This window comes from Klebsiella sp. K47, from assembly GCF_051858335.1.
Lineage (GTDB): Bacteria > Pseudomonadota > Gammaproteobacteria > Enterobacterales > Enterobacteriaceae > Klebsiella > Klebsiella pneumoniae.
In genome coordinates this window covers 1-22,544 of sequence record NZ_JBPYUI010000020.1, presented here as the reverse complement: position 1 = coordinate 22,544, position 22,544 = coordinate 1, and the positions used below count along the sequence as shown (strand labels likewise).

Below are 22,544 nucleotides of genomic sequence, written 5' to 3'. Positions count from 1 at the left end.
CACCTTCAGGTAAGGAATTCCTTACTTAAAGCATAGCCAAGGCTGAGTTACCTCCGTGGGGAAAAATCTAACATCCGCGTTTACTCCTTGTATTACGCAAAAAAAAAGGGGGCTTGAAGACCCCCTTTCTGTTCATCCTGGGCTTACGCCAGCTGGCGAAGCATCCGGCGCAGCGGCTCCGCGGCGCCCCACAGCAGCTGGTCGCCAACGGTAAAGGCCGATAGATACTCCGGCCCCATATTCAGTTTACGCAGGCGTCCTACCGGGGTGGTCAGGGTGCCCGTCACCGCGGCTGGGGTCAGCTCGCGCATGGTAATCTCACGATCGTTCGGTACCACTTTGGCCCACGGGTTGTGCGCGGCCAGCAGCTCCTCAACGGTCGGGATAGAAACATCTTTCTTCAGCTTGATGGTAAACGCCTGGCTGTGGCAGCGCAGCGCGCCAACGCGAACGCAGAGGCCGTCTACCGGGATAACGGACGAGGTGGCGAGGATCTTGTTGGTCTCCGCCTGGCCTTTCCACTCTTCGCGGCTCTGACCGTTATCCAGCTGTTTGTCGATCCACGGGATCAGGCTGCCCGCCAGCGGTACGCCAAAGTTATCGACCGGCAGCTCGCCGCTGCGGGTCAGCGACGTCACTTTGCGCTCAATATCCAGGATGGCGGAAGCCGGGTCCGCCAGCTCCGCGGCCACATGATTATGCAGCTGCCCCATCTGGCTCAGCAGCTCGCGCATATGACGCGCGCCGCCGCCGGAAGCCGCCTGGTACGTCGCCACGCTGACCCACTCCACCAGATCCTGAGCAAACAGGCCGCCGAGGGACATCAGCATCAGGCTGACGGTGCAGTTGCCGCCGACAAAGGTTTTCACGCCGTTGTTCAGGCCGGCGGTGATCACATCCTGGTTAACCGGGTCGAGGATAATGATCGCATCGTCCTTCATGCGCAGCGAAGAAGCCGCGTCAATCCAGTAACCCTGCCAGCCGCTTGCGCGCAGCTTCGGGTAAATCTCGTTGGTGTAATCGCCGCCCTGGCACGTGACAATAATGTCCAGCGCCTTCAGAGCGTCCAGATCGAACGCATCCTGCAGCGTGCCACCGGTGCTACCGCCGAATGACGGCGCTGGCTGTCCCAGCTGGGAGGTAGAGAAGAACACCGGGCGAATGGCGTCGAAATCGCGCTCTTCAACCATGCGTTGCATGAGGACAGAGCCGACCATTCCGCGCCAGCCGATAAAACCAACATTTTTCATAACGTATTCCTGCGAGGTGTGTGCTGTTTGTGCCTGGCCAGTTTCCAACTGGATTATCCCTCACCTTACAAAATGCAGCTAAAGTCGCAAGTGAAATTAATCAATGATTGCTGAACAATCAGAAAAGCAACTTATCCTGCACATTGTCCACCGTCGCTGGTCGTCGTCAAAAGCGCAACGATTATCGGGGAAATCCCCCGGGGAATGGAATATTTTCCGTCGCTATTTTATTGATCCTGATTATGGATTAAGCGTGAAATCTGGTGCTTTTCCGCTTGCCAAAAAAAAGCGACAAACCCAGTCACAGCAAGGGCTGACGAGGGATACGAGCATCGTCGTAGCGCTAATAAGGGCCAATAGCTGGCAAGGAAAAGAGGGAAAAAGGGCGGCTTATTGCAAAGAAGCCAGGGTAAGCAGCGTTACCCTGGCTTTTTATTTCCCGCGAGCGGGAGATGAGCGGGCTTAGCTCAGCAGCTGGAAGGCGATCATACCGACAATCGCCCCGGTGGTGCCAAGGATGGTTTCCATCATGGTCCAGGTCTTCAGCGTCTGGGCTTCACTGGCGCCGGTAAATTTACCGAACAGCCAGAAGCCGGCGTCGTTCACGTGGCTTACCACAATCGAGCCGCCGGCGATACAGATAGACAATGCCGCCATCTGCGCGCCGCTGTAGTTCAGCTGCTCAATCACCGGCATCACCAGGCCGACCGCCGTCAGGCACGCCACGGTGGCAGAGCCCTGAATGATACGCACCGCCGCCGCCAGTACGAAGCAGGTAATAGCGATCGGCAGCCCCATTCCGGTCAGCGCTTCACCAAGCGCCGGGCCAACGCCGGAGTCAACCAGCACCTGCTTGAAGACGCCGCCAGCCCCGATCACCAGCAGAATAATCCCGGCCGGCTGCAGCGCGTGGCCGCAAATCTCCATCACCCGGTCTTTCGCCATTCCCTGACGTACCGCCAGACCGTAAATCGCCACCAGGCAGGCCACCAGGATCGCGGTGAACGGGTGGCCGATAAACTCGAACCATTCGTAGGCAGTGGAACCCACCGGCACAAAGCGCGCGGCGATGGTTTTCAGGCCAACCAGCACCAGCGGCAGCAGGATCAGCGCCAGGCTGAAGCCGAAGGAGGGCATTTTGCCTTCGCCGAGATGCGGTTCCGTGACGTCGTCAGGAATATGCAATTCGACGTAGCGGCTGATGAAGTTGCCCCATAGCGGACCGGCGATAATCATCCCCGGAATGGCCGCACACAGGCCAATCAGGATCATCCAGCCAAAGTCGGCGTGCATTTGCGACGCCAGCAGCATCGGCGCCGGTCCAGGCAACAGAAACGCCGCGGCGGCGGCAACGCCGGCAAACAGCGGGATCACCAGCTTCACGAGGTTAGTACCGGTATGGCGCGCCATCGAGAAGGCGACGCTAATCAGCAGTACGATCGCCACTTCGAAGAACAACGGCAGCGCGCAGATGAGACCGGCGAGACCAATCGCATAGTGCGCGCGATTGTGGCCAAAGGATTTGAGCATCTTGACGGCAATCTGATCGACCGCCCCCGTTTCATGCAGGATCTTCCCGAACATCGCGCCGAGCGCGACGACGATCGCCAGGAAGCCCAGCGTACCGCCCATCCCTTTCTCCATCGTCGCCGCGATTTTATCCAGCGGCATGCCGGAGAAGAGACCGGCGCCAATAGAAACCACCATCAAAGCCACGAAGGCGTGCATTCGCGCCTTCATGACTAAAAACAGCAGCAGCAATACCGAGCCGACTGCTGTTAAAACAAGCGTTAAAGTACTCACTAGTGACTGCCTTTGTTGATCACCTCGATGGTGCTGGCCACCACGCCTTCCAGCGGCTGGTCGATATCGACGATAAGCACATCGCTCTCGTCGGCGCCTGGTTCCTGCAGCGTTTCAAACTGCGTCACCAACATTTGGGTTTTAAAGAAGTGCCCTTTACGCGCCTTCAGACGGCTTTCGATCACGTCGAAATCGCCTTTCAGGTAGATGAAGGAGAGGTTCGGGTTGCCCTTGCGCAGAATGTCGCGATAGCTCTTCTTCAGCGCCGAGCAGACGATCAGCGACACCTTGTTGGTACGCTGCATGGCGAACGCGGCGTCATTTAGCGCCTGCAGCCACGGCGTGCGGTCGTCATCGTTGAGCGGCTCGCCGGAGGCCATCTTGGTGATATTGCTGCGCGGATGGAGAAAGTCGCCGTCAAGAAACGCGGCATGCAGTTGATGCGCCACTTCGCTGGCGACAGCGGATTTTCCGCTGCCGGAAACGCCCATCAGGACATAGACGTGGTGATCATGGTTAGTCGTGCTCAAAGCGTCCTCCCACTGGACTGGTACGCCGCGCCGGGGCTGACTCATCCAGCGCGAAGGCGGCGTATCGGTTAATTGTTACGGGTAACTGTTATCGGTAACATTGTCATGCCGGACCTGTGGAGAAGCAATATCCATTCGTGCCAGATGTGAATATGTGTGATCTACTTCAAACTTGTCAGTTTAAATTGATCCGCCCGGTGACAATGTGAAACCTAAATCTAACATCTTAGGGGTAATCGCTTCACCACGAATGCGCGCCAGCAGCCTTTCGGCGCCGATGCGCCCCATTCGCTCGCGCGGGGTCAGGACGCTGGCCAGCCGCGGCTCCATCACCTGGCCGATATCATGGCCGTGGAACCCGGCGATCGCCATATCATTGGGGATCTTCAGCCCCAGACGCTGGCACTCGAACGCCGCGCCGACCGCGAGGTCATCGTTGGTGCAGAAAATGCCGTCGAGCTGTGGATATTCGCGGCGCGCCTGGCGCATCAGCTCAATCCCCGAAGAATAGGACGAGGATTGCTCCACCATCACGCTGTAGGGCGTCATCCCGGCGTCAAGCATCGCCTGCTCGTACCCCTTCTGTTTGATGATAGTACGTTCATCAAGACGCGCCCCCAGATAGGCGACATGGCGGTGGCCGCGGGCGATGATCGCCGCGGTCATCTGCCGGGCGGCTTCAAAGTTATCAAACCCGACGGCAATATCGAGACACGGCGACCGGCTGTCCATCAGCTCCACCACCGGAATGCCGGCGACTTCGATCATCTTCAGGGTGCGCGGCGTATGGGTGCGTTCGGTGAGGATCAGGCCGTCAATGTTCCAGGAGAGCATCGATTCGAGGCGTTTCTCTTCCATTTCCGGCTTATAGCCGTAGTGCGCCAGCATGGTTTGATAGCCGAAGGCGTCGGTGACGCTTTCGATACCGCGCAGTACTTCCGAAAAGACCTGGTTGGTTAACGACGGCAGCAGCACGCCGATGGCGCGGCTGGTGGCGTTGGAAAGAATGTCAGGGGCGCGATTGGGAATATAACCCAGTTCATCGAGGGCAACGGCAATCTTGCCACGCAGCGCTTCGGAGACCTGCTCCGGGTTGCGTAAATAGCGACTGACCGTCATTTTGGTCACGCCGACAAGATCGGCTACATCCTGAAGTACGGGTCTTTTCTTTTTCATCGTCCTGACTGTGATCAACGGGAAACATTTTCTCAGTTTATCACGGACAAAGCGCAACCTTCCCTAACATGAGGGAAGGCTGCGCAATTTATTTAACCTGGCTCAGATAACTATCAAACCGGCGGCAGATCGAACAGCAGGATCTCGCTATCGCTGTCGGCATGAACCGAAATCGCCTGCTCGTCCCAGATGGCCAAACCGTCGCTGGTGGTGGCTTTGGTACCGTTGATGGTCACTTCGCCTTTGACCACCTGGATCCACACGCGGCGTTCCGCGGCAATCTGGTGAACCGACTGCTCATCTTTCAGCAGCGCCCAGCGATAGAGTTCCATATCCTGGTACACCTTCAGCGAGCCATCTCGCGCATCCGGCGACAGTACCAGCTGTTTGCCCTGGGCGGCGTCGAAGCGGCGCTGCTCGTAGCGCGGGGTAATGCCGGTTTCTTCCGGAATAATCCAGATCTGATACAGACGCAGACGATCGGTTTTGCTCGGGTTGTACTCAGAGTGGCGCACCCCGGTACCCGCGCTCATGATCTGGAACTCGCCCGCCGGCACCTGCTCTTTGTTGCCCATGCTGTCCTGGTGCTCCACCGCCCCTTCCAGCACATAGGTCAGGATCTCCATGTCTTTGTGCGGGTGGGTACCGAAGCCCTGACCGGCGTCGATGACGTCGTCGTTAATCACCCGCAGGGCGGAGAAGCCCATAAAGTTCGGGTCATAATAGTTGGCGAAAGAGAAAGTATGCCAGGAATCCAGCCAGCCATGGTTAGCGTGGCCACGTTCGTTCGCTTTGCGTAAATAGATCATGTTGCACCCCCGTATGTTGTCGATGGAGTCAGTGTGGACCCATTTCGCCGGCGATCATAGAGGGTGAAAATTGACTCCTCTGTTCAAAAAATATGAACAAGCGCAGAGGAGCCAATTTGACTTATCGGGTAAGGGTAATGGTGGCCGGTGAAGGCTGCTCAAAGCCGCGCTGCAGGATCTCCATATTGGTGAGAACGTCAGTTTCCTTGACGTAATTCGGCTGGCCGTTGACGAGGGTGTCGTACAGCGCGTCGTACACCCGACCGTAATCGCCGCTCTCCAGCGGCACCGCTTCGCGCACCATCTCCCCTGCCTCGTTGACATACACCAGCTCGCCAACGCTGTCGTCCGCGCCAAATCCCGGCTCGCCCGGCATGATATTGGCCTTCAGGCTGGTCTCCTGCTGGTCAATGCCGAACTTCACAAACGAACCTTTGTGCCCGTGAACGATAAATTTCGGGTAATCGATCTGCACCAGATGGCTGGTCTTAACGATGGCCTTCATATCGCCGTAGAACAGCTGGGCTTCAAAGGTGTCATCCGGGTTGGCTTTATTGCGCAGCGAGCGCAGATCGTAAGAGACATGGTCCGGGCGGCCGAACAGCGAAATGATCTGATCCAGGGTATGCACGCCAAGGCCATAGAACTCGCCGTTTTGCGGACCGCCGGGGTTGGTCTCCGCCAGTGGGCGGTAGTTATCAAAATGGCTTTCGATCTCCACCAGTTCGCCGAGTTTCCCGCTCTCAATCACCTTTTTGGTGGTCAGGAAGCAGGAGTCGAAACGGCGGTTCTGATAGGGCGTCACCGTCAGACCTTTGCTGTTCGCCAGGGCAAACAGAGTTTTTGCTTCCTCCAGCGTCGGGGTGAACGGCTTTTCCACCAGCACGTTTTTCCCCGCCTCCAGCGCCTTTTCCGCATATTCAAAATGGCTGTCGGCGTGAGTGCAGACCACCACCAACTTGACCAGTGGATCGTTTAATACTTCATCAAGGTCGCTGGTGAAATGAATATGGGAATACTGCGGCGCCTGCTCCTCGGGCTTCGCCCGGCGGCGGTAAATGTGCGCTACCTGCCAGCGGTCTTTGCGGTGCAAAACGTAAGGAAGGTGATAGCGGGTGGTGCTTTTACCAAAGCCAATAAATGCGCAGTGCAGAGTCATAACGCTGTCCTTAGTTAATGAGCTACCTTCAACCATAGCGCAAGCCGGTCCCTCACTTCATCCTCTCTGTTTGCTTGCAGTGAAGATTCGTTAGGAAAATAGTTCGAGTATCACTCATACGCAATTATTAATAACTTATTGATTAATAAGTGATTAAATCAGCAGTTTTCGCCAAAAAACCTTGATCGCCATGGCAAAACTGCGGATAAGTGGAGAGCAAACCAGGAGGTTGCTGATGACTAACGGAGTAGCCAGCCGCTGCTGATGGACAAACAGTATCTCGCCATAAACGGCGCCCTTTTTTTCTGGCTTCTCGCGCTGATCGCCTGGTCTGTCGATGCAAGCGCGCTGGCGCGCCTGGCGGCCGCCTGCGCGCTTATCGCTTTCCTCCTCCATAGCCAACGGAACAAGATTAACGCGATGTTTATTAAGAAAAATAAAACGGAACCTCAGATATCAGAAGCAGCCACGCCTCCGGCAATTAACCCAGAACCCGAAGCGGTCGCCAGCAAAAAACACGAGACTACGGTCATCGCCAGCGGGGTGCATTTCGTCGGCAATATAGTCGCCAGCGGCCATGTCTATATCCACGGTCAGGTCACCGGCAACATTGAGGCCAAAGAGCATTTGATTAAGGTAATGCGTGAAGGCCAGGTGGAGGGCAACGTCAGCTGCCGGGAGCTAATAATTGACGGCAAGGTGCAGGGGCAGTGTCATGGCGACAGCATCACCATCGAGGAGCACGGCCATCTGGAGGGTACCCTCGCCTATCGCGCGCTGGCGATCAAGAAAGGCGGCGTTTTTAGCGGTCGCGCTGAACTGCTGGCCGCCGCGGAGAACAAAAGTCATATTCTCGGTCTGGTAGCAGACGCACCCTCCAAAACCGACGCGGAGCCCGTCAGGCCGCAGAGCGCCTGAGATAGCAGCAAAAAAAAAGCCAGCACCCGGCTGGCTAAAGTAATACTGGAAGCAATGTGAGCAATGTCGTGCTTTCAGGCTTTCCGCAAGGGTCTCCCTGAATGCAGGACAATAATAATCATTCTCATTCGCACTTGTCTACTTTTTTTTGCAAAAAACAACATTGACTCCCCGGCCGCCGTCAGAGATTGTGAAGGGGAATCAGTAACCAAAAAGAGGATAAGGGAATGAGTGACATAGTGATACGCCATGCCGAACCGCGCGATGCTGAACCTTTACGTATGCTGATGGCGCACCCGGAGGTCTATCATGACACACTACAGATCCCCTATCCATCGATGGAAGCCTGGCAGGAGAAGCTACAGCCCAGACCCCATACCTTTCATCTGGTGGCGACACTGGACGAGCAGGTCGCCGGACATCTGTCTCTCCATGTTGAGCCGCGCCCTCGGCGCAGCCACGTCGCAACCTTTGGCATGGCGGTTGCCGCCGGCCATCAGGGTTGCGGCATCGGCAGCGCGCTGATGCGCGAGATGATCGACCTGTGCGACAACTGGCTGCGCGTCGAGCGTATTGAGCTGACGGTGTTCGCCGATAATGCCCCGGCGATTGCGGTGTATAAGAAGTACGGCTTTGAGATCGAAGGCACCGGCAGGCGTTACGCGCTGCGCAACGGTGAGTATGTGGATGCGTATTATATGGCGAGAATGAAGTAGCGTGTTGCCGGGTGGCGGCTTCGCCTTACCCGGCCTGCGTTCGCACAGTTGTAGGCCCGGTAAGCGCAGCAGCGCCACCGGGCAACACATCAATACCCCGCCGTTAAATCATCCGGCGAACGCGGATCGGAGGCGCCATACAGCATGCCGTCCGGCCCCACCATGATGCTCTGGGTACTGCCCATCGCCTCTTTCAGCGCCACTTTCTGCCCCTTCGCCTCCAGCAGCTTGAGGGTATCCGGGCTAAAGCCTTTCTCCACCCGCAGCTCATCCGGCAGCCATTGATGGTGGAAACGCGGCGCGTTGGTGGCTTCCGCGACGTTCATCCCGAAATCGATGGTATTGACCACCATCTGCAGTACGGTGGTGATGATCCGACTGCCGCCCGGGCTGCCGGTCACCAGCCAGGTTTTGCCATCTTTCACCACAATGGTCGGCGACATCGACGACAGCGGGCGTTTTTTCGGCTCCACCGCATTGGCGTCGCCGCCCACCAGACCATAGACGTTAGGCACGCCGGGCTTCGCCGAGAAATCATCCATCTGGTTATTGAGCAGAATGCCGGAATCACCGGCCACAATGCCGGTACCGAAGGTGGTATTCAGCGTATAGGTCACCGCCACCGCATTGCCGTCTTTATCGACCACCGAGAAGTGGGTGGTCTGGTTGCTTTCATAGGGCGCCAGCTTGCCCGGACGGATCTGGCTGGAAGGCTTCGCCTTGTTGACATCAATCTCGGCGGCGATCGCTTTGGCGTAAGCCTTGCTGGTCAGCGCCTGCCACGGCACGTTGACGAAGTCAGGGTCGCCGAGATATTCAGAGCGGTCGGCGTAGGCGTGTTTCTCCGCCTCCGCCATCACCTGCATGGCGTCGGCGCTGCCAAAACCATATTTCTGCATATCGAAGTTTTCGAGGATATTGAGGATCTGCACGATATGGATCCCGCCGGAGGACGGCGGCGGCATAGAGTAAACCTCATACCCGCGATACTCGCCGCTAACCGGCGTACGCTCCACAGCCTTATAGCCGGCGAGATCGGCTTTGGTGATTAGCCCGCCGTGCTTTTTCATCTCGTCAGCGATCTGGTCGGCGATGGCCCCTTTATAGAAGGCGTCCGGGCCGTGCTCGGCAATCAGCTCCAGGCTCTTACCGAGGTTCTTCTGCACCAGCCGATCGCCCTTCTTCAGCGGCTCGCCGTTCTTCCAGAAGATCGCTTTACTATTTTCATGCTGCGGGATCACTTCGCTGCCGTAGGTCTTCAGATCGTCCGCCAGCGCATCGTTAACGATAAACCCCTCTTCCGCCAGCTTAATCGCCGGACGGATCACTTTGTTCAACGGCATGGTGCCATACTTTTCCAGCGCGAGGGAGAAACCGGCGACGCTGCCTGGCGTGCCGGAGGCCAGATGCGAAGTCAGTGATTTTTTACTGTCCGGGTTGCCCTGGTCGTCAAGGAACATGTCGCGGGTGGCCTGCTCTGGCGCCATTTCGCGGAAATCGATCGCCGTGGTCTTGCCGTCTTTAGTCCGCAGCATCATAAAACCGCCGCCGCCAATATTCCCGGCCTGCGGATGGGTGACCGCCAGCGCGTAGCCTACCGCTACCGCCGCATCGACAGCGTTACCGCCCTGGCGCAGGATATCCACGCCGACGCGGGTCGCCAGCGCGTCCACCGAGGCCACCATCCCCTGCCGGGCGCGTACCGGGTGGAACACATCTTCCTCTACGCCATAAGAGACCGGCGGCGGTGGCGGATTGGCGGCGACGGTAAAGCTGCCCCCCGCCAGCAACGCAGCGATGACCACCTGACGCCATATTGTTGTTTTTATCATTGTCTTACTCCTGAAAGGTAGGTTTCATTCCCCGCTTAAGCCTGGTTGATAACTCCTAAAAAATCATTGTTATGGCAGATTCGAGGTACACTTAAGTGATCCCACGCACGGGAGGAGAAAACCATGAAAGCGATTCTGTTTCTGGCGGCGCTGATGCCGCTTGGCGTATTAGCCCAGCCGATCAATATTAATAACAACCCTAACCAGCCGGGTTACGTGGTCCCCAGCCAGCAGCGCATGCAAAATGAGATGAAGATCCAGCAACAGCAGCAGCAGAGCATGCTGAAGCAGGATCTGAACAATCAGACCCGCTCGCAGCAGCAGCATTTGCAAAACCAGCTGCAGACTAATCAGCAGCGCGCGGCCCAGGGCGGCAATCTGAATGCGCCGCAGCAGGTGCGGCCAAATAACAACGGTGGAATGCTGCGGCAGACTAATCCGTAAAGGTCGTCCGCCGCAAATCCGTCTTAAGGCTGGAAATTCGGCCCGATGACATCAATGGCATCGGTGCAGATGCAGTCTACGCCCCAGCACAGCAGTTCGGCGGCGCGCTGGGGTTTATTGACCGTGTACACCAGAATGTGCAGGCTGGCCTGTTTCAGGCTCGCCACCCGCGCCGCATCCAGCAGTTTGTGATTGAGGTGAATCGACACGCAGCCCAACCGGGTGGTCAATTCGCGCCAGTCATCGCGCCACTCATCCAGCAGCAGCCCGCGCGGCAGCTCGGGCGCGGCTTCCTGCGCCGCCTCCAGGGCGTCGATTTCAAAAGAGGAGAGCAGCGGCGCGGTCATGCCTTGCCATAGATCGCGCGCGGCCAGCGCCACCACTCTGCCGGTCTGCGGCCCCAGCCCGGTGGTCGGCTTAATTTCGATATTCGCCATCATGCCGTGACGACGGCAGCGCTCCGCCACCTGGGAGAGCAACGGCAGCGGCTCGCCCTTAAATTCACGGCTGAACCAGCTACCGGCATCGACCTTCAGCAGATCGTCCCACGCCAGCTCTCCCGCCACGCCCCAGCCATTGCTGGTGCGTTCGAGATTATCGTCATGCAGCAGAAAGATCTGCCCGTCCTTCGACAGCTTGGCGTCAAATTCAATCATCGTGTGCCCGTAGCGGGCGCCGACGTCGATAGCCGCCAGGGTGTTCTCCGGCGCCAGTTTACCGCCGCCGCGATGGGCGACGATGCGGGGATAAGGCCAGTTACTCATGCGCGTTGTCCTGTTTCACCATCAAAGAGGTGCAGATGTTCCAAAGGCAGATGCAGCCATAGCGTGCTGCCTGCCGCCGGGCGCTGCTGGTGCGGCAGTCTGACCACCAGCTTCTGTTCGCCCCAGCGCCCGTGAGCGAGGTTATCGGCACCTAAAATTTCCAGGGTGTCCATCAGCAGCGGAATACCACCTTGCGCCTGCGAGCTTAAGATAAAATGCTCCGGACGGATACCGAGCGTCATTTTACGCCCAGCGTGACGCCGGTGCTCATGATTCGTCGGCAGCTGCATGCCGCCCGCCAGCTCAAAGCGACCGCCGTCATCGCTGATGCGCCCTTCCAGCAGGTTCATGGCCGGGCTGCCGATAAAGCTCGCCACAAAGCGGCTGGCTGGCTTCTCATACACTTCCACCGGGGTGCCGATCTGCTCGGCAACGCCTTTGTTCATCACCATCACCCGCTGGGCGAGGGTCATCGCCTCCACCTGGTCATGGGTGACGTACAGCGAGGTGGTTTTCAGGCGGCGATGCAGCTGCTGCAGTTCCAGACGCATCTGCACGCGCAGCTTGGCGTCGAGGTTTGACAACGGTTCGTCGAAGAGGAATACCGCCGGGTCACGCACGATGGCGCGGCCCATCGCCACGCGCTGGCGCTGGCCGCCGGACAGTTCCCGCGGGCGGCGCTTGAGCAGACCATCCAGCTCAAGAATGCGCGCCGCCTCCTGCACCCGCTCGGCGATCAATCCCTTACCCATGCCGCGAATCTTCAGCCCCCACGCCATGTTCTCTTCCACGCTCATATGCGGATAAAGGGCATAGTTCTGGAACACCATCGCGATGCCGCGATCTTTCGGCTCCATCTCGGTCACCCGTTTACGATCGATCCAGATATCGCCGCTGGTCACCCGTTCCAGTCCCGCGACCATCCGCAGCAGCGTTGATTTCCCGCAGCCCGACGGGCCGACCATGACGATAAATTCCCCGTCCGCCACGTCCAGCGTCAACGGTTGAATTACCTGGGTTTTGCCATCCCAGCTTTTGCTTACTGCCTGTAGTTTTAAACCAGCCATTTTATTTCTCACTATCGACCAGGCCACGCACAAACGCGCGCTGCATGGCTAAAACGATGACGACCGGCGGGATCAGAGTCAGCAGCATCGCCGCCATCACCTGATTCCACTGGGTAGTACCTTCGCCGGTGGCGATCATGCCTTTAATACCGGCGACGGCGGTGCCAAGATTCACATCCTGAATAATCAGCAACGGCCACAGATACTGGTTCCAGCCGTAGATAAAGGTGATGACGAACAGCGCGGCGAGGTTGGTTTTCGACAGCGGCAGCACGATGTCGCGAAAGAAGCGCATCGGCGAAGCGCCATCGATACGCGCCGCTTCAATCAGCTCGTCCGGCAGGGTCATAAAGAACTGGCGGAACAGGAAGGTAGCGGTGGCCGAAGCCATCAACGGCAGCGTTAACCCGGCATAGCTGTCGAGCATGTTGAGGTTGGCGATCACCTCCACCGTCGGGAAAATACGCACCTCGACCGGCAGCATCAGGGTGATAAAGATCATCCAGAAGAACAGGTTACGCAGCGGAAAGCGGAACCAGACGATGGCGAACGCCGAAAGCATCGACACCACGATTTTGCCGACCGTAATGGCGAACGCCATGATGAAACTGTTGAGCATCATCAGCCAGAACGGCGCGCTGTTGACGCCGACGCCGTTCACCCAGATGGTCTTCATGTTCTCCAGCAGATGTCCGCCGGGAAGCAGCGTCATCGGCGTTTCAAATACCGATTTGTTATCCAGCGTCGCCGCCACGAAGGCGACGTACAGCGGGAATAAAATGACGGCGATACCCAGGATCAGCATAGTGTGGCTGAAAATCGTCAGCCCGCGACGGTTCTCAATCATTGGTAACGCACCTTACTTTCAACGTAACGGAACTGCACCACCGTCAGGATAATGACGAGGAACATCAGCACCACCGACTGCGCGGCGGAAGCGGATAGATCGAGCCCGGCGAAACCTTCGCGATAGATTTTGTAGATCAGAGTGGTGGTCGCCTGCACCGGGCCGCCAGCGGTGGCGGCATCGATCACCGGGAAGGTGTCGAAGAAGGCATAAACCAGGTTGACCACCAGCAGGAAGAAACTCACCGGCGCAATCAGCGGCAGCGCCAGCTTAAAGAAGCGACGAATCGGCCCGGCGCCGTCGATGGCGGCGGCCTCAACCAGCGAACGCGGAATCGACTGCAGCGCGGCGAAAAAGAACAGGAAGTTGTAGCTTATCTGTTTCCACACCGAGGCGAAGACCACCAGAAACATCGCCTGGCCGCTGTTCTGCGCATGGTTCCAGTCGTAGCCCAGCTCGCCGAGGAAATGGGTGATCAGCCCGCGCCCGGGGTTAAAGAGGAAGATCCACAGCACCGCCGCGACGGCGGGGGCCACGGCGTACGGCAGCAGCATCAGCGTTTGATAAAAGCGGCTACCGCGCACCACATAGTCGACCAGCGCGGCGAAAAACAGTGAAATGAGCAGGCCGCTGACGGTCACCAGGGCGCTGAATTTTATGGTGGTCCAGAACGAGTCCAGGTAGTACGGATCGTGGAACAGCGCAACGAAGTTATCCAGGCCGACGAACTGGCTGGAAAGGCCAAAGGGATCGACGCTCTGCAGCGAGTACCACAGCGCTTCGCCTGCGGGCCAGATAAAGAAAATCAACGTGATAATCAGCTGCGGCGCGACCAGCACATAGGGCAGCCAGCGCGAGCGGAATACCGGACGGGATGATGACATTGAGATTGGGTTCCTGAACAATGCCGGGTGGCGGCTACGCCTTACCCGGCCTACATAGGGCACATCGTAGGCCCGGTAAGCGCAGCGCCACCGGGCAAGTTACAGATTACGATTTAGTCGCTTGCTCGAAGCGACGCAGCAGCTGGTTCCCGCGCTGCACGGCGGAATCCAGCGCCTGCTGCGGGGTTTTCTTGCCGGTCCACACGCTCTCCAGCTCTTCATCGACGATGGTGCGGATTTGCGGCATGTTGCCCAGGCGCAGACCTTTGGTAAACGGCAACGGCGGCTTGTTCAGCATCTGGCGGGTAGCGATATCGGCGCCCGGGTTCTTATCATAGAAGCCCTGCTGACGCGTCAGATCGTAGGCCGCGGTAGTGATCGGCAGGTAGCCGGTTTTCTGGTGCCACTCGGCGGCGTTTTCCGGTTTGGTCAGGAAGTCGAGGAACTTCGCCACGCCGGTGTAGGTCTCTTTGTCTTTGCCCTGCATCACCCACAGGCTGGCCCCGCCGATGATGGCGTTCTGCGGCGCGCCTTTCACGTCGGCATCGTAAGGCATCATGCCGACGCCGTAGTTAAATTTGGCGTACTGGCGGATATCGGCCAGCGAGCCGGACGAGGCAGTGGTAATGGCGCAGTCGCCGTTATAGAACTTTTCGGTAGACTCGTCTTTACGCCCGAAGTAGCTGAAATCGCCCTTCTTGTTCATCTCTTCGAGCAGCGCGATATGCTTCACCTGCTCCGGCTTGTTGAACTCAAGAACCGCGTCGGTACCGTCGAAGCCGTTATTCTTCGTGGCCACCGGCAGACCGTGCCAGGCGCTGAAGTTTTCAATCTGGATCCAGCCCTGCCAGCCGCTGGCGTAGCCGCACTTCATCCCGGCGGCTTTCAGCTTCGCGGTATAGGCCGCCAGATCCTGCCAGGTCTTCGGCGGCTGCTCCGGATCTAAGCCGGCTTTTTTGAAGGCGTCTTTGTTGTAGTAGAGCACCGGGGTAGAGCTGTTAAACGGCTGGGAGAGCAGATGGCCGGTTTTCGAATCGGTGTAATACCCGGCCACCGTCGGTACGAACTGCGATTCATCAAACTTGATGCCCGCCTCGCTAAACACCTGGTAGACCGGCTTAATGGCTTTTGACGCCATCATGGTGGCGGTGCCGACTTCATACACCTGAAGGATAGCCGGCGCGTTGCCGGTACGGAAGGCGGCGATACCGGCGCTCAGGCTCTGCTCGTAGTTGCCTTTGTATACCGGAACGATTTTGTAATCAGGATTGGCCGCGTTAAAGCGTTGCGCCAGAGAATCCACTTCTTTACCCAGCTCGCCTTCCATTGAGTGCCAGAATGGGATGGTGGTAACCGCCAGGGCCTGACCGGCAAAAGCCAGGCTCAGCGCCAGTCCTAAAGCTGTATGTCGTAACGATATCATCGGTTATCTCTCTTGTTGTGCCGGATGCGCGATTTCACGCGTTTTATGCTCGCGGGGTAACATGACATGTTCGAATTACAGAAAAATAACTTTTTTATTACAAAAAAAAGATAGTAACGGGTCAGAGAGATGACAAGCCGATGAAAGGACGGGGGAAGTAAAGTGGGAGCTGAGACACGGATAATATTCGTGCGGTCGGCTCCCGGGGTCGGCGCAAGCGCCTCGCCCGGGCTACAAACCGGCGAAGCCGCCGGGTTGCAACGAGTTAACCGTCATCCACGCAAACGCGCGACAATCTGTTCCAGGGTAAGTTGCCCTGCTGCTGCCTCGACGGTCATGCCGACGAAGTCTGGATTCGCTGGCAATATAATTCCATTTCGCTTTAAAAAAAGCAGGGTGATAAACAGTGCCGTACGCTTATTACCATCATTAAATATATGACCGCGAGAAATCGCCAGCAGATGCATCGCAGCGAGTCGCCACACGTCTGTCACACCTTCATATTCAATTTTGTTTAGCACCCTATACATTATCGCTTCGGCACGCCCCGGATCGGGCATACCGGCAACGCCAGGCGTGACGCGGAGCAGCCTGTCGTGAAACTGTATTATCTCTTCCGCTGAGATAATCTGCAGCGTCATTTATCCGCAAGCTCCCTGATCTCATCACCATGAACCGCCATGATAGCCGCGAACTCATCATCCATTCTGGCCGCCTGGTAGCGTTCAAACTCTTCTGCACTAATGATGACTGCAGATTTATGCCCACGACGGGTAATGGTCACAGGTACACCTGTCACTGCGCTTTCCAGCACATCGGCCAGATTTTGCCGGGCTTCGCTATAGTTAACCGTTCTCATAAAAACCTCCAAAGCTGTACTCTTTTATTGTACAACATACATGTACAAAAAAAGAGCCAACAGGCTCTTTTAAATGTATTCGTGCGATCGGCTCCCGGGGTCGGCGCAAGCGCCTCGCCCGGGCTACAAACCGGCGAAGTGAACGACGCCGGGTTGCGATGAATTAACCGCCGAGATAGGCGCTGCGCACCGCCTCGTTGGCCAACAGCGCGTCGCCGGTGTCCTCCAGCACCACGTGGCCGTTCTCCAGCACATAGCCGCGGTCGGCCAGCTTCAGCGCCTGGTTGGCGTTCTGCTCAACCAGGAAGATCGTCATCCCTTGCTCGCGCAGCTGCTCGATGGTGTCGAAAATCTGCTGAATGATAATCGGCGCCAGCCCCAGCGACGGTTCATCCAGCAGCAGCAGGCGCGGTTGGCTCATCAGGGCGCGACCGATCGCCAGCATCTGCTGCTCGCCGCCGGACATGGTGCCGGCGCGCTGAATACGGCGTTCATGCAGACGCGGGAACAGCTCATACACCCATTTGATGCGGGTCTGGAACTGATCGCGGTCGGCAAAAAAACCGCCCATCGCCAGGTTCTCTTCCACCGTCATACGCGAAAAGACGCGCCGCCCTTCCGGAACGATCGCCACCGCCTCGCGCATGATCTTCGCGGTTTGCCAGTCGGTAATATCCTTACCGTCAAAGACAATGCGCCCGCTGGAGGCGCGCGGGTCGCCGCACAGCGTGCCGAGGAGGGTGGTTTTCCCCGCGCCGTTGGCGCCGATAAGCGTGACGATCTCGCCCTGTTTGATATGCAGGCTGACGTTGTGCAGCGCCTGAATCTTGCCGTAGTGGGCGCTGACGTTGTCAAAAGTTAACATCGCGTTTTCCATCTTATGCCTCACCAAGGTATGCGCGGATCACGTCCGGGTTATTACGAATCTCTTCCGGCGTCCCGTTGGCCAGCGGTGTTCCCTGGTTCACGACGTAGATGCGATCGGAAATGCCCATCACCAGCTTCATATCGTGTTCGATAAGCAGGATGGTGGTGTTGTGATGGTTACGCAGCTCGGCGATAAGCTCGTCCAGCTCTTTGGTCTCTTTCGGGTTCAGCCCCGCCGCCGGTTCATCGAGCATCAGAATTTCCGGCTGGGTCACCATGCAGCGGGCAATCTCCAGCCGACGCTGGTCGCCGTAGGCCAGGTTGCTGGCCTGACGGTTGGCATGCTCCAGCAGGCCGATACGCTCCAGCCAGGTGGCGGCCCTGTCCAGCGCTTCGCTCTGCGCCCGACGGAAGGCCGGCGTTTTCAGCAGGCCGGAGAAGAGCCCGGTTTTCAGCTGCTGATGCTGCGCCACCAGCAGGTTTTCAATCACCGTCATTTCGCGGAACAGGCGCACGTGCTGGAAGGTCCGCACCACGCCCATCCGCGCAATCTGCTGACCCGGCAGCCCTTCCAGGTGCTGGTCGCGCAGCAGAATAGTGCCGCCGGTGGGCTTGTAAAAACCGGTCAGGCAGTTAAAGACGGTGGTCTTCCCGGCGCCGTTGGGGCCGATCAGCGAGACGATCTCGCGCTCTCTGAGCTCCAGCGACACATTGTTGACGGCCAGCAGACCGCCGAAACGCATCATCAGGCCGCTAACGGATAATAATGGCTGACTCATGCCTGCTCTCCTTTCGCCTGACCGTTTTTCAGCTTCAACTGCACGCGCGTCATTGGCAGAAGCCCCTGCGGACGCCAGATCATCATCAGCACCATCAGGCCGCCGAGCATTAACATGCTGTATTCGTTGAAGTCACGCATCAACTCGCGCGAGACCACCAGCAGAATAGCCGCGAGGATCACCGCGAACTGCGAGCCCATCCCGCCCAGCACGACGATCGCCAGCACAAAGGCTGACTCGGCGAAGGTAAAGGATTCCGGGCTGACGAAGCCCTGGCGCGCGGCGAACAGCGTGCCGGCGAAGCCAGCAAACGCGGCGCTGATGGTAAAGGCGGTCAGCTTGATGCGCGTCGGGCTCAGGCCCAGCGAACGACAGGCGATCTCATCTTCACGCAGCGCTTCCCACGCCCGGCCCAGCGGCATTCGCAGCAGGCGGTTGATGACGAACAGGCTGAGCACTACCAGCAGCAACGCCACCAGGTAGAGGAAAATCACCCGGTCGGAGGGATCGTATTTGACGCCGAAGAAGTTGCTGAAGGTATCCCAGCCGCCTTCGCGGGCGCTGCGGCTAAATTCGAGGCCAAAGAAGGTCGGTTTCGGGATCTGGCTGATGCCGTTCGGCCCGCCGGTGATCTCGGTATTGTTGAGCAGCAGAATGCGCACGATCTCGCCGAAGCCTAAGGTCACAATCGCCAGATAGTCGCCGCGCAAACGCAACACCGGGAAGCCCAGCAGGAAACCGGCCGCCGCGGAGACCAGGCCGGCCAGCGGGAGACAGGTCCAGAAGCCGAGACCGTAATAGTGGTTCAGCAGCGCAAAGGTATACGCGCCGATGGCATAGAACCCGCCGTAGCCCAGCACCAGCAGGCCGGAAAGGCCGACCACCACGTTCAACCCGAGGCCGAGGATGATATAGATCATCGTCAGGGTGGCGATATCCACCGTGCCGCGCGACACCATAAACGGCCAGGCCACGGCAATCACCAGCAGGGCTATCAGGAACAGCTTCTGCTTCACCGTCGACCCGTCAATCGCCGGCATAATAAACTTCGGCCCGGAGACGTTCTTAACCGCTTTCTGGAACAGCGGCCGCAGCAGCTGGAAGAAAAAGACCACCGCGGTACCGATGAAGATCCACTGCCAGCGAATATCGGCGGCGGTATCGACCACCAGTTTGGTGCCGTTCAGCTCCAGCTGCACGCCCATAAAGACGCCCGCCAGAATGAAGAACATCACGGCAGAGAGCAGCGCCATTGCAATTTGCATCGGTTTCATACTTTTTCCACCTCCGGGCGGCCCAGAATGCCGGTCGGCATCACTAACAGCACCAGAATCAGCAGCGCGAAGGAAACGACGTCCTTATATTCGGTGCTGAGATAGGCGGAAGAGAGCGCCTCGGCAATACCCAGGATCAGGCCGCCGATCATCGCGCCAGGGATGCTGCCGATCCCGCCGAGCACGGCGGCGGTGAACGCCTTCATCCCGGCCATAAAGCCGATGTAGGGGTTAATCACGCCGTAGAACTGCCCCAGCAGCACGCCGGCCACCGCCGCCATCGCTGCGCCAATGACGAAGGTCAGCGCAATTACGCGGTCGGTATTGATGCCCAGCAGGCTCGCCATTTTCAGATCTTCCGCACAGGCGCGGCAGGCGCGGCCCATTCGCGAATAGCGAATAAACAGCGTCAGCGCCAGCATGGCGATAAAGGTCACCACCCAGATCACCAGTTGCATGGTGGTGATTGTCGCGGAGAAGCTGTCGCTGTGGCCGACGACCCACTGGCCGTTAAACAAGCTCGGCAGCGCCACGTCGCGGGAGCCCTGGGTCAGGCTGACGTAGTTCTGCAGGAAGATAGACATCCCGATGGCGGAGATCAGCGCAATCAGGCGCTTGGAGTTACGCACCGGCCGATAGGCCACGCGCTCAATGCTCCAGCCGTAGGCGCTGGCAATCACAATGGCGCCCACGAATCCGGCGGCGACCAGCAGCCAGCTAGTGTCAATGCCCATCATCATCAGCGCGGCGATGATCATGAAGGAGACATAGCTGCCAATCATATAGACCTCGCCGTGGGCGAAGTTGATCATGCCGATAATGCCGTACACCATCGTATAGCCGATGGCGATCAGCGCATAGGTACTGCCCAGCGTGACGCCGTTAAACATCTGCTGCAGAAAATAGAGAAACTGCTCGGACATAAGGTAACCTTTTTCAAACCGCCCGCGGTTCGCGGGCGGAGGGATAACTCGTCTTCAGCGCTTATTTCGCCGCGCTCGAAGAGCCGTCGGCGTGCCACTGGAAGACACCAAACTCAAATCCCTTCAGATCGCCTTTTTCATCCCAGGTCAGCGGCCCAATCACGGTTTTCGCCCCGTGCGCTTTCAAATCTTTGATTAAATCCAGCGGCTGCTGGCTGCCGGTTCTGTCCATCGCCTGCGCCAGCGACTGAACGGCGGCATAGGTGATCCAGACGTACGGTCCGCTCGGATCTTTCTTCTCCGCTTTCAGCGCGTTGACGATGGCGCTGTTGGCAGGGTCCTGATCGTAGCGTTTTGGCATTGTCACCAGCATGCCTTCCGCCGCGGCGCCCGCGATATTGGACAGCGAGGCGTTGCCGACCCCTTCCGGCCCCATAAACACGGTTTTCAACCCGACGGAGCGCGCCTGGCGCAGCATCTGGCCCATTTCCGGGTAGTAGCCGCCGTAGTAGACGAAGTCGATGTTCTCTTTCTTCAGGCGCGCCAGCAGGGCGGAGAAATCTTTTTCCCCCGCGGTGATGCCATCGAAGAAGACGATGTTGGCCCCGGCTTTCTTCAGGTTGTCCTGCACCGAACGCGCCAGCCCTTCGCCGTACTGCTGCTTGTCATGAATGATGGCGATACGCTGCGGTTTCACTTTCTCGACGATATATTTCGCCGCGGTCGGCCCCTGCGAGGAGTCGAGGCCGGCGGTACGCATGATGTACTGGTATCCGCGCTGGGTCAGCTCCGGGTTGGTCGCCCCGGGGGAGATCATCAGGATGCCTTCATCCTCATAGATGTCGGAAGCCGGCTGGGTGGAAGAGGAGCACAGGTGGCCGATAACGTACTGAATGCCGTCGTTGACGATTTTGTTGGCCACCGCGACCGCTTGCTTCGGATCGCAGGCGTCGTCATATTCGACGGCCACCAGCTTGTCGCCCTTAATGCCGCCGCTGGCGTTGATGTCTTTAATCGCCTGACGCGCGCCATTGAACTCCATGTCGCCCCACTGGGCCACTGGACCCGACATCGCGCCGACCACGGCGACCTTAATATCCTTGGCCATCGCCGCGTGCGACATCGCTAATGCGACAATGCCCGCGACGATGGTTTTCGCGTTCCTTTTCATGCTGCAGAACCCCGTTCGTGATGTGGTGTAAATGTTTTGTATTTTTATGGTTAAAAAGCATTCTGTGCTTTTATTAAACAACGCCATTTTTACCATTGAGTTTAATGGTTTAGCGCAGTTTTTCACTAAAAAACAGATTAAAACCTCTATTTTTCAGTCGATTAAGCAAAGATAATATTCTGTATTTTGGTGAAGATAAACAAAAAAAAGTCCATCCTGCAGCATAAAATAACGATACATAAGGCGGAATAAAACGCTGCACATTAGGTTAAAATTCTGCTTATTTTTCGATCCATGACGGATTGCGCTACCCTGACAACGCCAGGAAAACGAATCCCCTGATGTACGCGCAAAAAACAGCGCTCCGCCAGACAGCAATTTTGGGTACACTGGCGCCTCTGTTTTGCACTGGATTTGCCGCCCATGAAACTGACCATTATCCGTTTACAGCACTTCAGCGATCAGGATCGCATTGATCTGGGGAAAATCTGGCCGTCGCAGGATCTGTCGACGCTGACCCTTGATGAAAACCATCGTCTCTACGCCGCCCGCTTTAACGAGCGCCTGCTGGGCGCCGTGCGCGTTACCCTGCGCGGCGTCGAAGGTGAGCTCAGCGATCTGTGCGTGCGTGAAGTGACCCGCCGCCGCGGCGTCGGACAATACTTAGTGGAAGAGACATTGCGTGATAACCCGGCGATCAATAGCTGGCGCGTCGCCGACCATGGGGTGGAGGACCGCGGCGTGATGGCGGCCTTTATGCAGGCGCTCGGCTTTAGCGCCCAGCAGAATGGTTGGGAAAAGCATTAAGCCGTAGCCCCAATAAGCGGAGCATGACCAAGGAAGAACCCGGCGGCGCTTCGCTTAGCCGGGCTACCTGGCGACTGTAGCCCCGGTAAGCGCAGCGCGACCGGAGTCAGACAACGCATTTGCGGCGTGAAAGGCGCCCCCCATTTAACCCAGCATTTCGCGTTGCAAAAAGGCGTCAAGACCCGACATCCCCGGGAGCTTACATCAGTAAGTGACCGGGGTTGAGGGCCGCAGACAACGCA

General features: G+C 57.9%; 24 protein-coding genes. 5 read left to right on the top strand and 19 right to left on the bottom strand.

Annotated elements, in window-relative coordinates:
- Positions 1–143: 143 nt before the first annotated feature.
- The gene (gene asd / locus RRF55_RS18655) at positions 144–1,250 is read right to left on the bottom strand and encodes an aspartate-semialdehyde dehydrogenase (protein WP_002920570.1); all 1,107 of its coding nucleotides are present in this window, start codon (positions 1,248–1,250) and stop codon (positions 144–146) included.
- Between the two features lie 103 nt (positions 1,251–1,353).
- On the opposite strand from asd, the gene RRF55_RS18650 reads away from it, so the two are divergent.
- Positions 1,354–1,716, top strand: coding sequence for a hypothetical protein (locus RRF55_RS18650; RefSeq protein ID WP_020325126.1), 363 nt, complete (start codon positions 1,354–1,356; stop codon positions 1,714–1,716).
- On the opposite strand, the gene gntU is transcribed toward RRF55_RS18650, so the two are convergent.
- The 5 genes from gntU to RRF55_RS18625 form a co-directional block, all read right to left on the bottom strand.
- Positions 1,713–3,053 (bottom strand): gluconate transporter, encoded by a 1,341-nt coding sequence (gntU, locus tag RRF55_RS18645; RefSeq protein WP_002920773.1) that lies wholly within the window; start codon positions 3,051–3,053, stop codon positions 1,713–1,715. The two genes, RRF55_RS18650 and gntU, sit on opposite strands and share 4 nt — an antisense overlap.
- The gene (gntK, locus tag RRF55_RS18640; RefSeq protein ID WP_002920775.1) at positions 3,053–3,583 is read right to left on the bottom strand and encodes a gluconokinase; all 531 of its coding nucleotides are present in this window, start codon (positions 3,581–3,583) and stop codon (positions 3,053–3,055) included. The genes gntU and gntK overlap by 1 nt, the downstream gene beginning before the upstream one ends.
- 180 nt (positions 3,584–3,763) lie before the next feature.
- Positions 3,764–4,759 (bottom strand): gluconate operon transcriptional repressor GntR, encoded by a 996-nt coding sequence (gntR, locus tag RRF55_RS18635; RefSeq protein WP_032415768.1) that lies wholly within the window; start codon positions 4,757–4,759, stop codon positions 3,764–3,766.
- Between the two features lie 113 nt (positions 4,760–4,872).
- Entirely contained in the window at positions 4,873–5,568 is a 696-nt protein-coding gene (locus RRF55_RS18630) for a pirin family protein (protein ID WP_002920779.1), read from the bottom strand.
- 121 nt (positions 5,569–5,689) lie between these two features.
- Positions 5,690–6,727, bottom strand: coding sequence for an oxidoreductase (locus RRF55_RS18625; protein WP_439419154.1), 1,038 nt, complete (start codon positions 6,725–6,727; stop codon positions 5,690–5,692).
- Between the two features lie 264 nt (positions 6,728–6,991).
- On the opposite strand from RRF55_RS18625, the gene RRF55_RS18620 reads away from it, so the two are divergent.
- Both RRF55_RS18620 and yhhY read left to right on the top strand, forming a co-directional pair.
- Positions 6,992–7,645 carry a bactofilin family protein gene (locus RRF55_RS18620; RefSeq protein ID WP_064179148.1) on the top strand — a complete coding sequence of 218 codons (654 nt, stop codon included), beginning with the start codon at positions 6,992–6,994 and terminating at the stop codon, positions 7,643–7,645.
- 239 nt (positions 7,646–7,884) lie between these two features.
- Complete coding sequence (gene yhhY / locus RRF55_RS18615; protein ID WP_072145336.1) at positions 7,885–8,361, top strand: N-acetyltransferase; 477 nt, start codon at positions 7,885–7,887, stop codon at positions 8,359–8,361.
- An 89-nt stretch (positions 8,362–8,450) separates the two neighbouring features.
- Here the strand turns inward: yhhY and ggt are convergent, their stop codons facing one another.
- Entirely contained in the window at positions 8,451–10,193 is a 1,743-nt protein-coding gene (gene ggt, locus RRF55_RS18610; RefSeq protein ID WP_023285604.1) for a gamma-glutamyltransferase, read from the bottom strand.
- 123 nt (positions 10,194–10,316) lie between these two features.
- Here ggt and RRF55_RS18605 point away from each other — a divergent pair, with 123 nt between their 5' ends.
- On the top strand, positions 10,317–10,637 hold the full coding sequence (locus tag RRF55_RS18605; RefSeq protein ID WP_004150073.1) for a DUF2756 family protein: 321 nt from the start codon (positions 10,317–10,319) through the stop codon (positions 10,635–10,637).
- Positions 10,638–10,660: 23 nt separating this feature from the next.
- Here RRF55_RS18605 and ugpQ read toward each other — a convergent pair whose 3' ends face one another.
- From ugpQ to livK, 12 genes are all read right to left on the bottom strand, one after another.
- Positions 10,661–11,401: a glycerophosphodiester phosphodiesterase gene (ugpQ, locus tag RRF55_RS18600; protein ID WP_087791940.1), complete on the bottom strand. Its 741-nt coding sequence runs from the start codon at positions 11,399–11,401 to the stop codon at positions 10,661–10,663.
- Positions 11,398–12,468: a sn-glycerol-3-phosphate import ATP-binding protein UgpC gene (locus tag RRF55_RS18595; protein WP_004150074.1), complete on the bottom strand. Its 1,071-nt coding sequence runs from the start codon at positions 12,466–12,468 to the stop codon at positions 11,398–11,400. The genes ugpQ and RRF55_RS18595 overlap by 4 nt, the downstream gene beginning before the upstream one ends.
- Position 12,469: 1 nt before the next feature.
- Positions 12,470–13,315, bottom strand: a complete 846-nt coding sequence (gene ugpE / locus RRF55_RS18590) for a sn-glycerol-3-phosphate ABC transporter permease UgpE (RefSeq protein ID WP_004185988.1) — start codon at positions 13,313–13,315, stop codon at positions 12,470–12,472.
- On the bottom strand, positions 13,312–14,199 hold the full coding sequence (gene ugpA, locus RRF55_RS18585; RefSeq protein ID WP_002920792.1) for a sn-glycerol-3-phosphate ABC transporter permease UgpA: 888 nt from the start codon (positions 14,197–14,199) through the stop codon (positions 13,312–13,314). The genes ugpE and ugpA overlap by 4 nt, the downstream gene beginning before the upstream one ends.
- A gap of 106 nt (positions 14,200–14,305) precedes the next feature.
- Complete coding sequence (ugpB, locus tag RRF55_RS18580; protein WP_004174008.1) at positions 14,306–15,622, bottom strand: sn-glycerol-3-phosphate ABC transporter substrate-binding protein UgpB; 1,317 nt, start codon at positions 15,620–15,622, stop codon at positions 14,306–14,308.
- Between the two features lie 272 nt (positions 15,623–15,894).
- The gene (locus RRF55_RS18575; RefSeq protein WP_002920800.1) at positions 15,895–16,263 is read right to left on the bottom strand and encodes a type II toxin-antitoxin system death-on-curing family toxin; all 369 of its coding nucleotides are present in this window, start codon (positions 16,261–16,263) and stop codon (positions 15,895–15,897) included.
- The gene (locus RRF55_RS18570) at positions 16,260–16,481 is read right to left on the bottom strand and encodes a type II toxin-antitoxin system Phd/YefM family antitoxin (RefSeq protein WP_004174006.1); all 222 of its coding nucleotides are present in this window, start codon (positions 16,479–16,481) and stop codon (positions 16,260–16,262) included. Before RRF55_RS18570 ends, RRF55_RS18575 begins: the two co-directional genes overlap by 4 nt.
- Positions 16,482–16,644: 163 nt before the next feature.
- On the bottom strand, positions 16,645–17,358 hold the full coding sequence (gene livF / locus RRF55_RS18565) for a high-affinity branched-chain amino acid ABC transporter ATP-binding protein LivF (RefSeq protein ID WP_004145133.1): 714 nt from the start codon (positions 17,356–17,358) through the stop codon (positions 16,645–16,647).
- Between the two features lies 1 nt (position 17,359).
- Positions 17,360–18,127, bottom strand: coding sequence for a high-affinity branched-chain amino acid ABC transporter ATP-binding protein LivG (gene livG, locus RRF55_RS18560; RefSeq protein WP_002920803.1), 768 nt, complete (start codon positions 18,125–18,127; stop codon positions 17,360–17,362).
- On the bottom strand, positions 18,124–19,401 hold the full coding sequence (gene livM / locus RRF55_RS18555; RefSeq protein WP_004174005.1) for a branched chain amino acid ABC transporter permease LivM: 1,278 nt from the start codon (positions 19,399–19,401) through the stop codon (positions 18,124–18,126). The genes livG and livM overlap by 4 nt, the downstream gene beginning before the upstream one ends.
- The gene (livH, locus tag RRF55_RS18550; protein ID WP_002920807.1) at positions 19,398–20,324 is read right to left on the bottom strand and encodes a high-affinity branched-chain amino acid ABC transporter permease LivH; all 927 of its coding nucleotides are present in this window, start codon (positions 20,322–20,324) and stop codon (positions 19,398–19,400) included. The genes livM and livH overlap by 4 nt, the downstream gene beginning before the upstream one ends.
- A 61-nt stretch (positions 20,325–20,385) precedes the next feature.
- A complete protein-coding gene (gene livK, locus RRF55_RS18545) occupies positions 20,386–21,495 on the bottom strand; it encodes a high-affinity branched-chain amino acid ABC transporter substrate-binding protein LivK (protein WP_002920808.1) in 1,110 nt (369 codons plus the stop codon).
- Positions 21,496–21,918: 423 nt separating this feature from the next.
- On the opposite strand from livK, the gene panM reads away from it, so the two are divergent.
- The gene (gene panM / locus RRF55_RS18540; RefSeq protein ID WP_002920810.1) at positions 21,919–22,302 is read left to right on the top strand and encodes an aspartate 1-decarboxylase autocleavage activator PanM; all 384 of its coding nucleotides are present in this window, start codon (positions 21,919–21,921) and stop codon (positions 22,300–22,302) included.
- Positions 22,303–22,544: the final 242 nt, after the last annotated feature.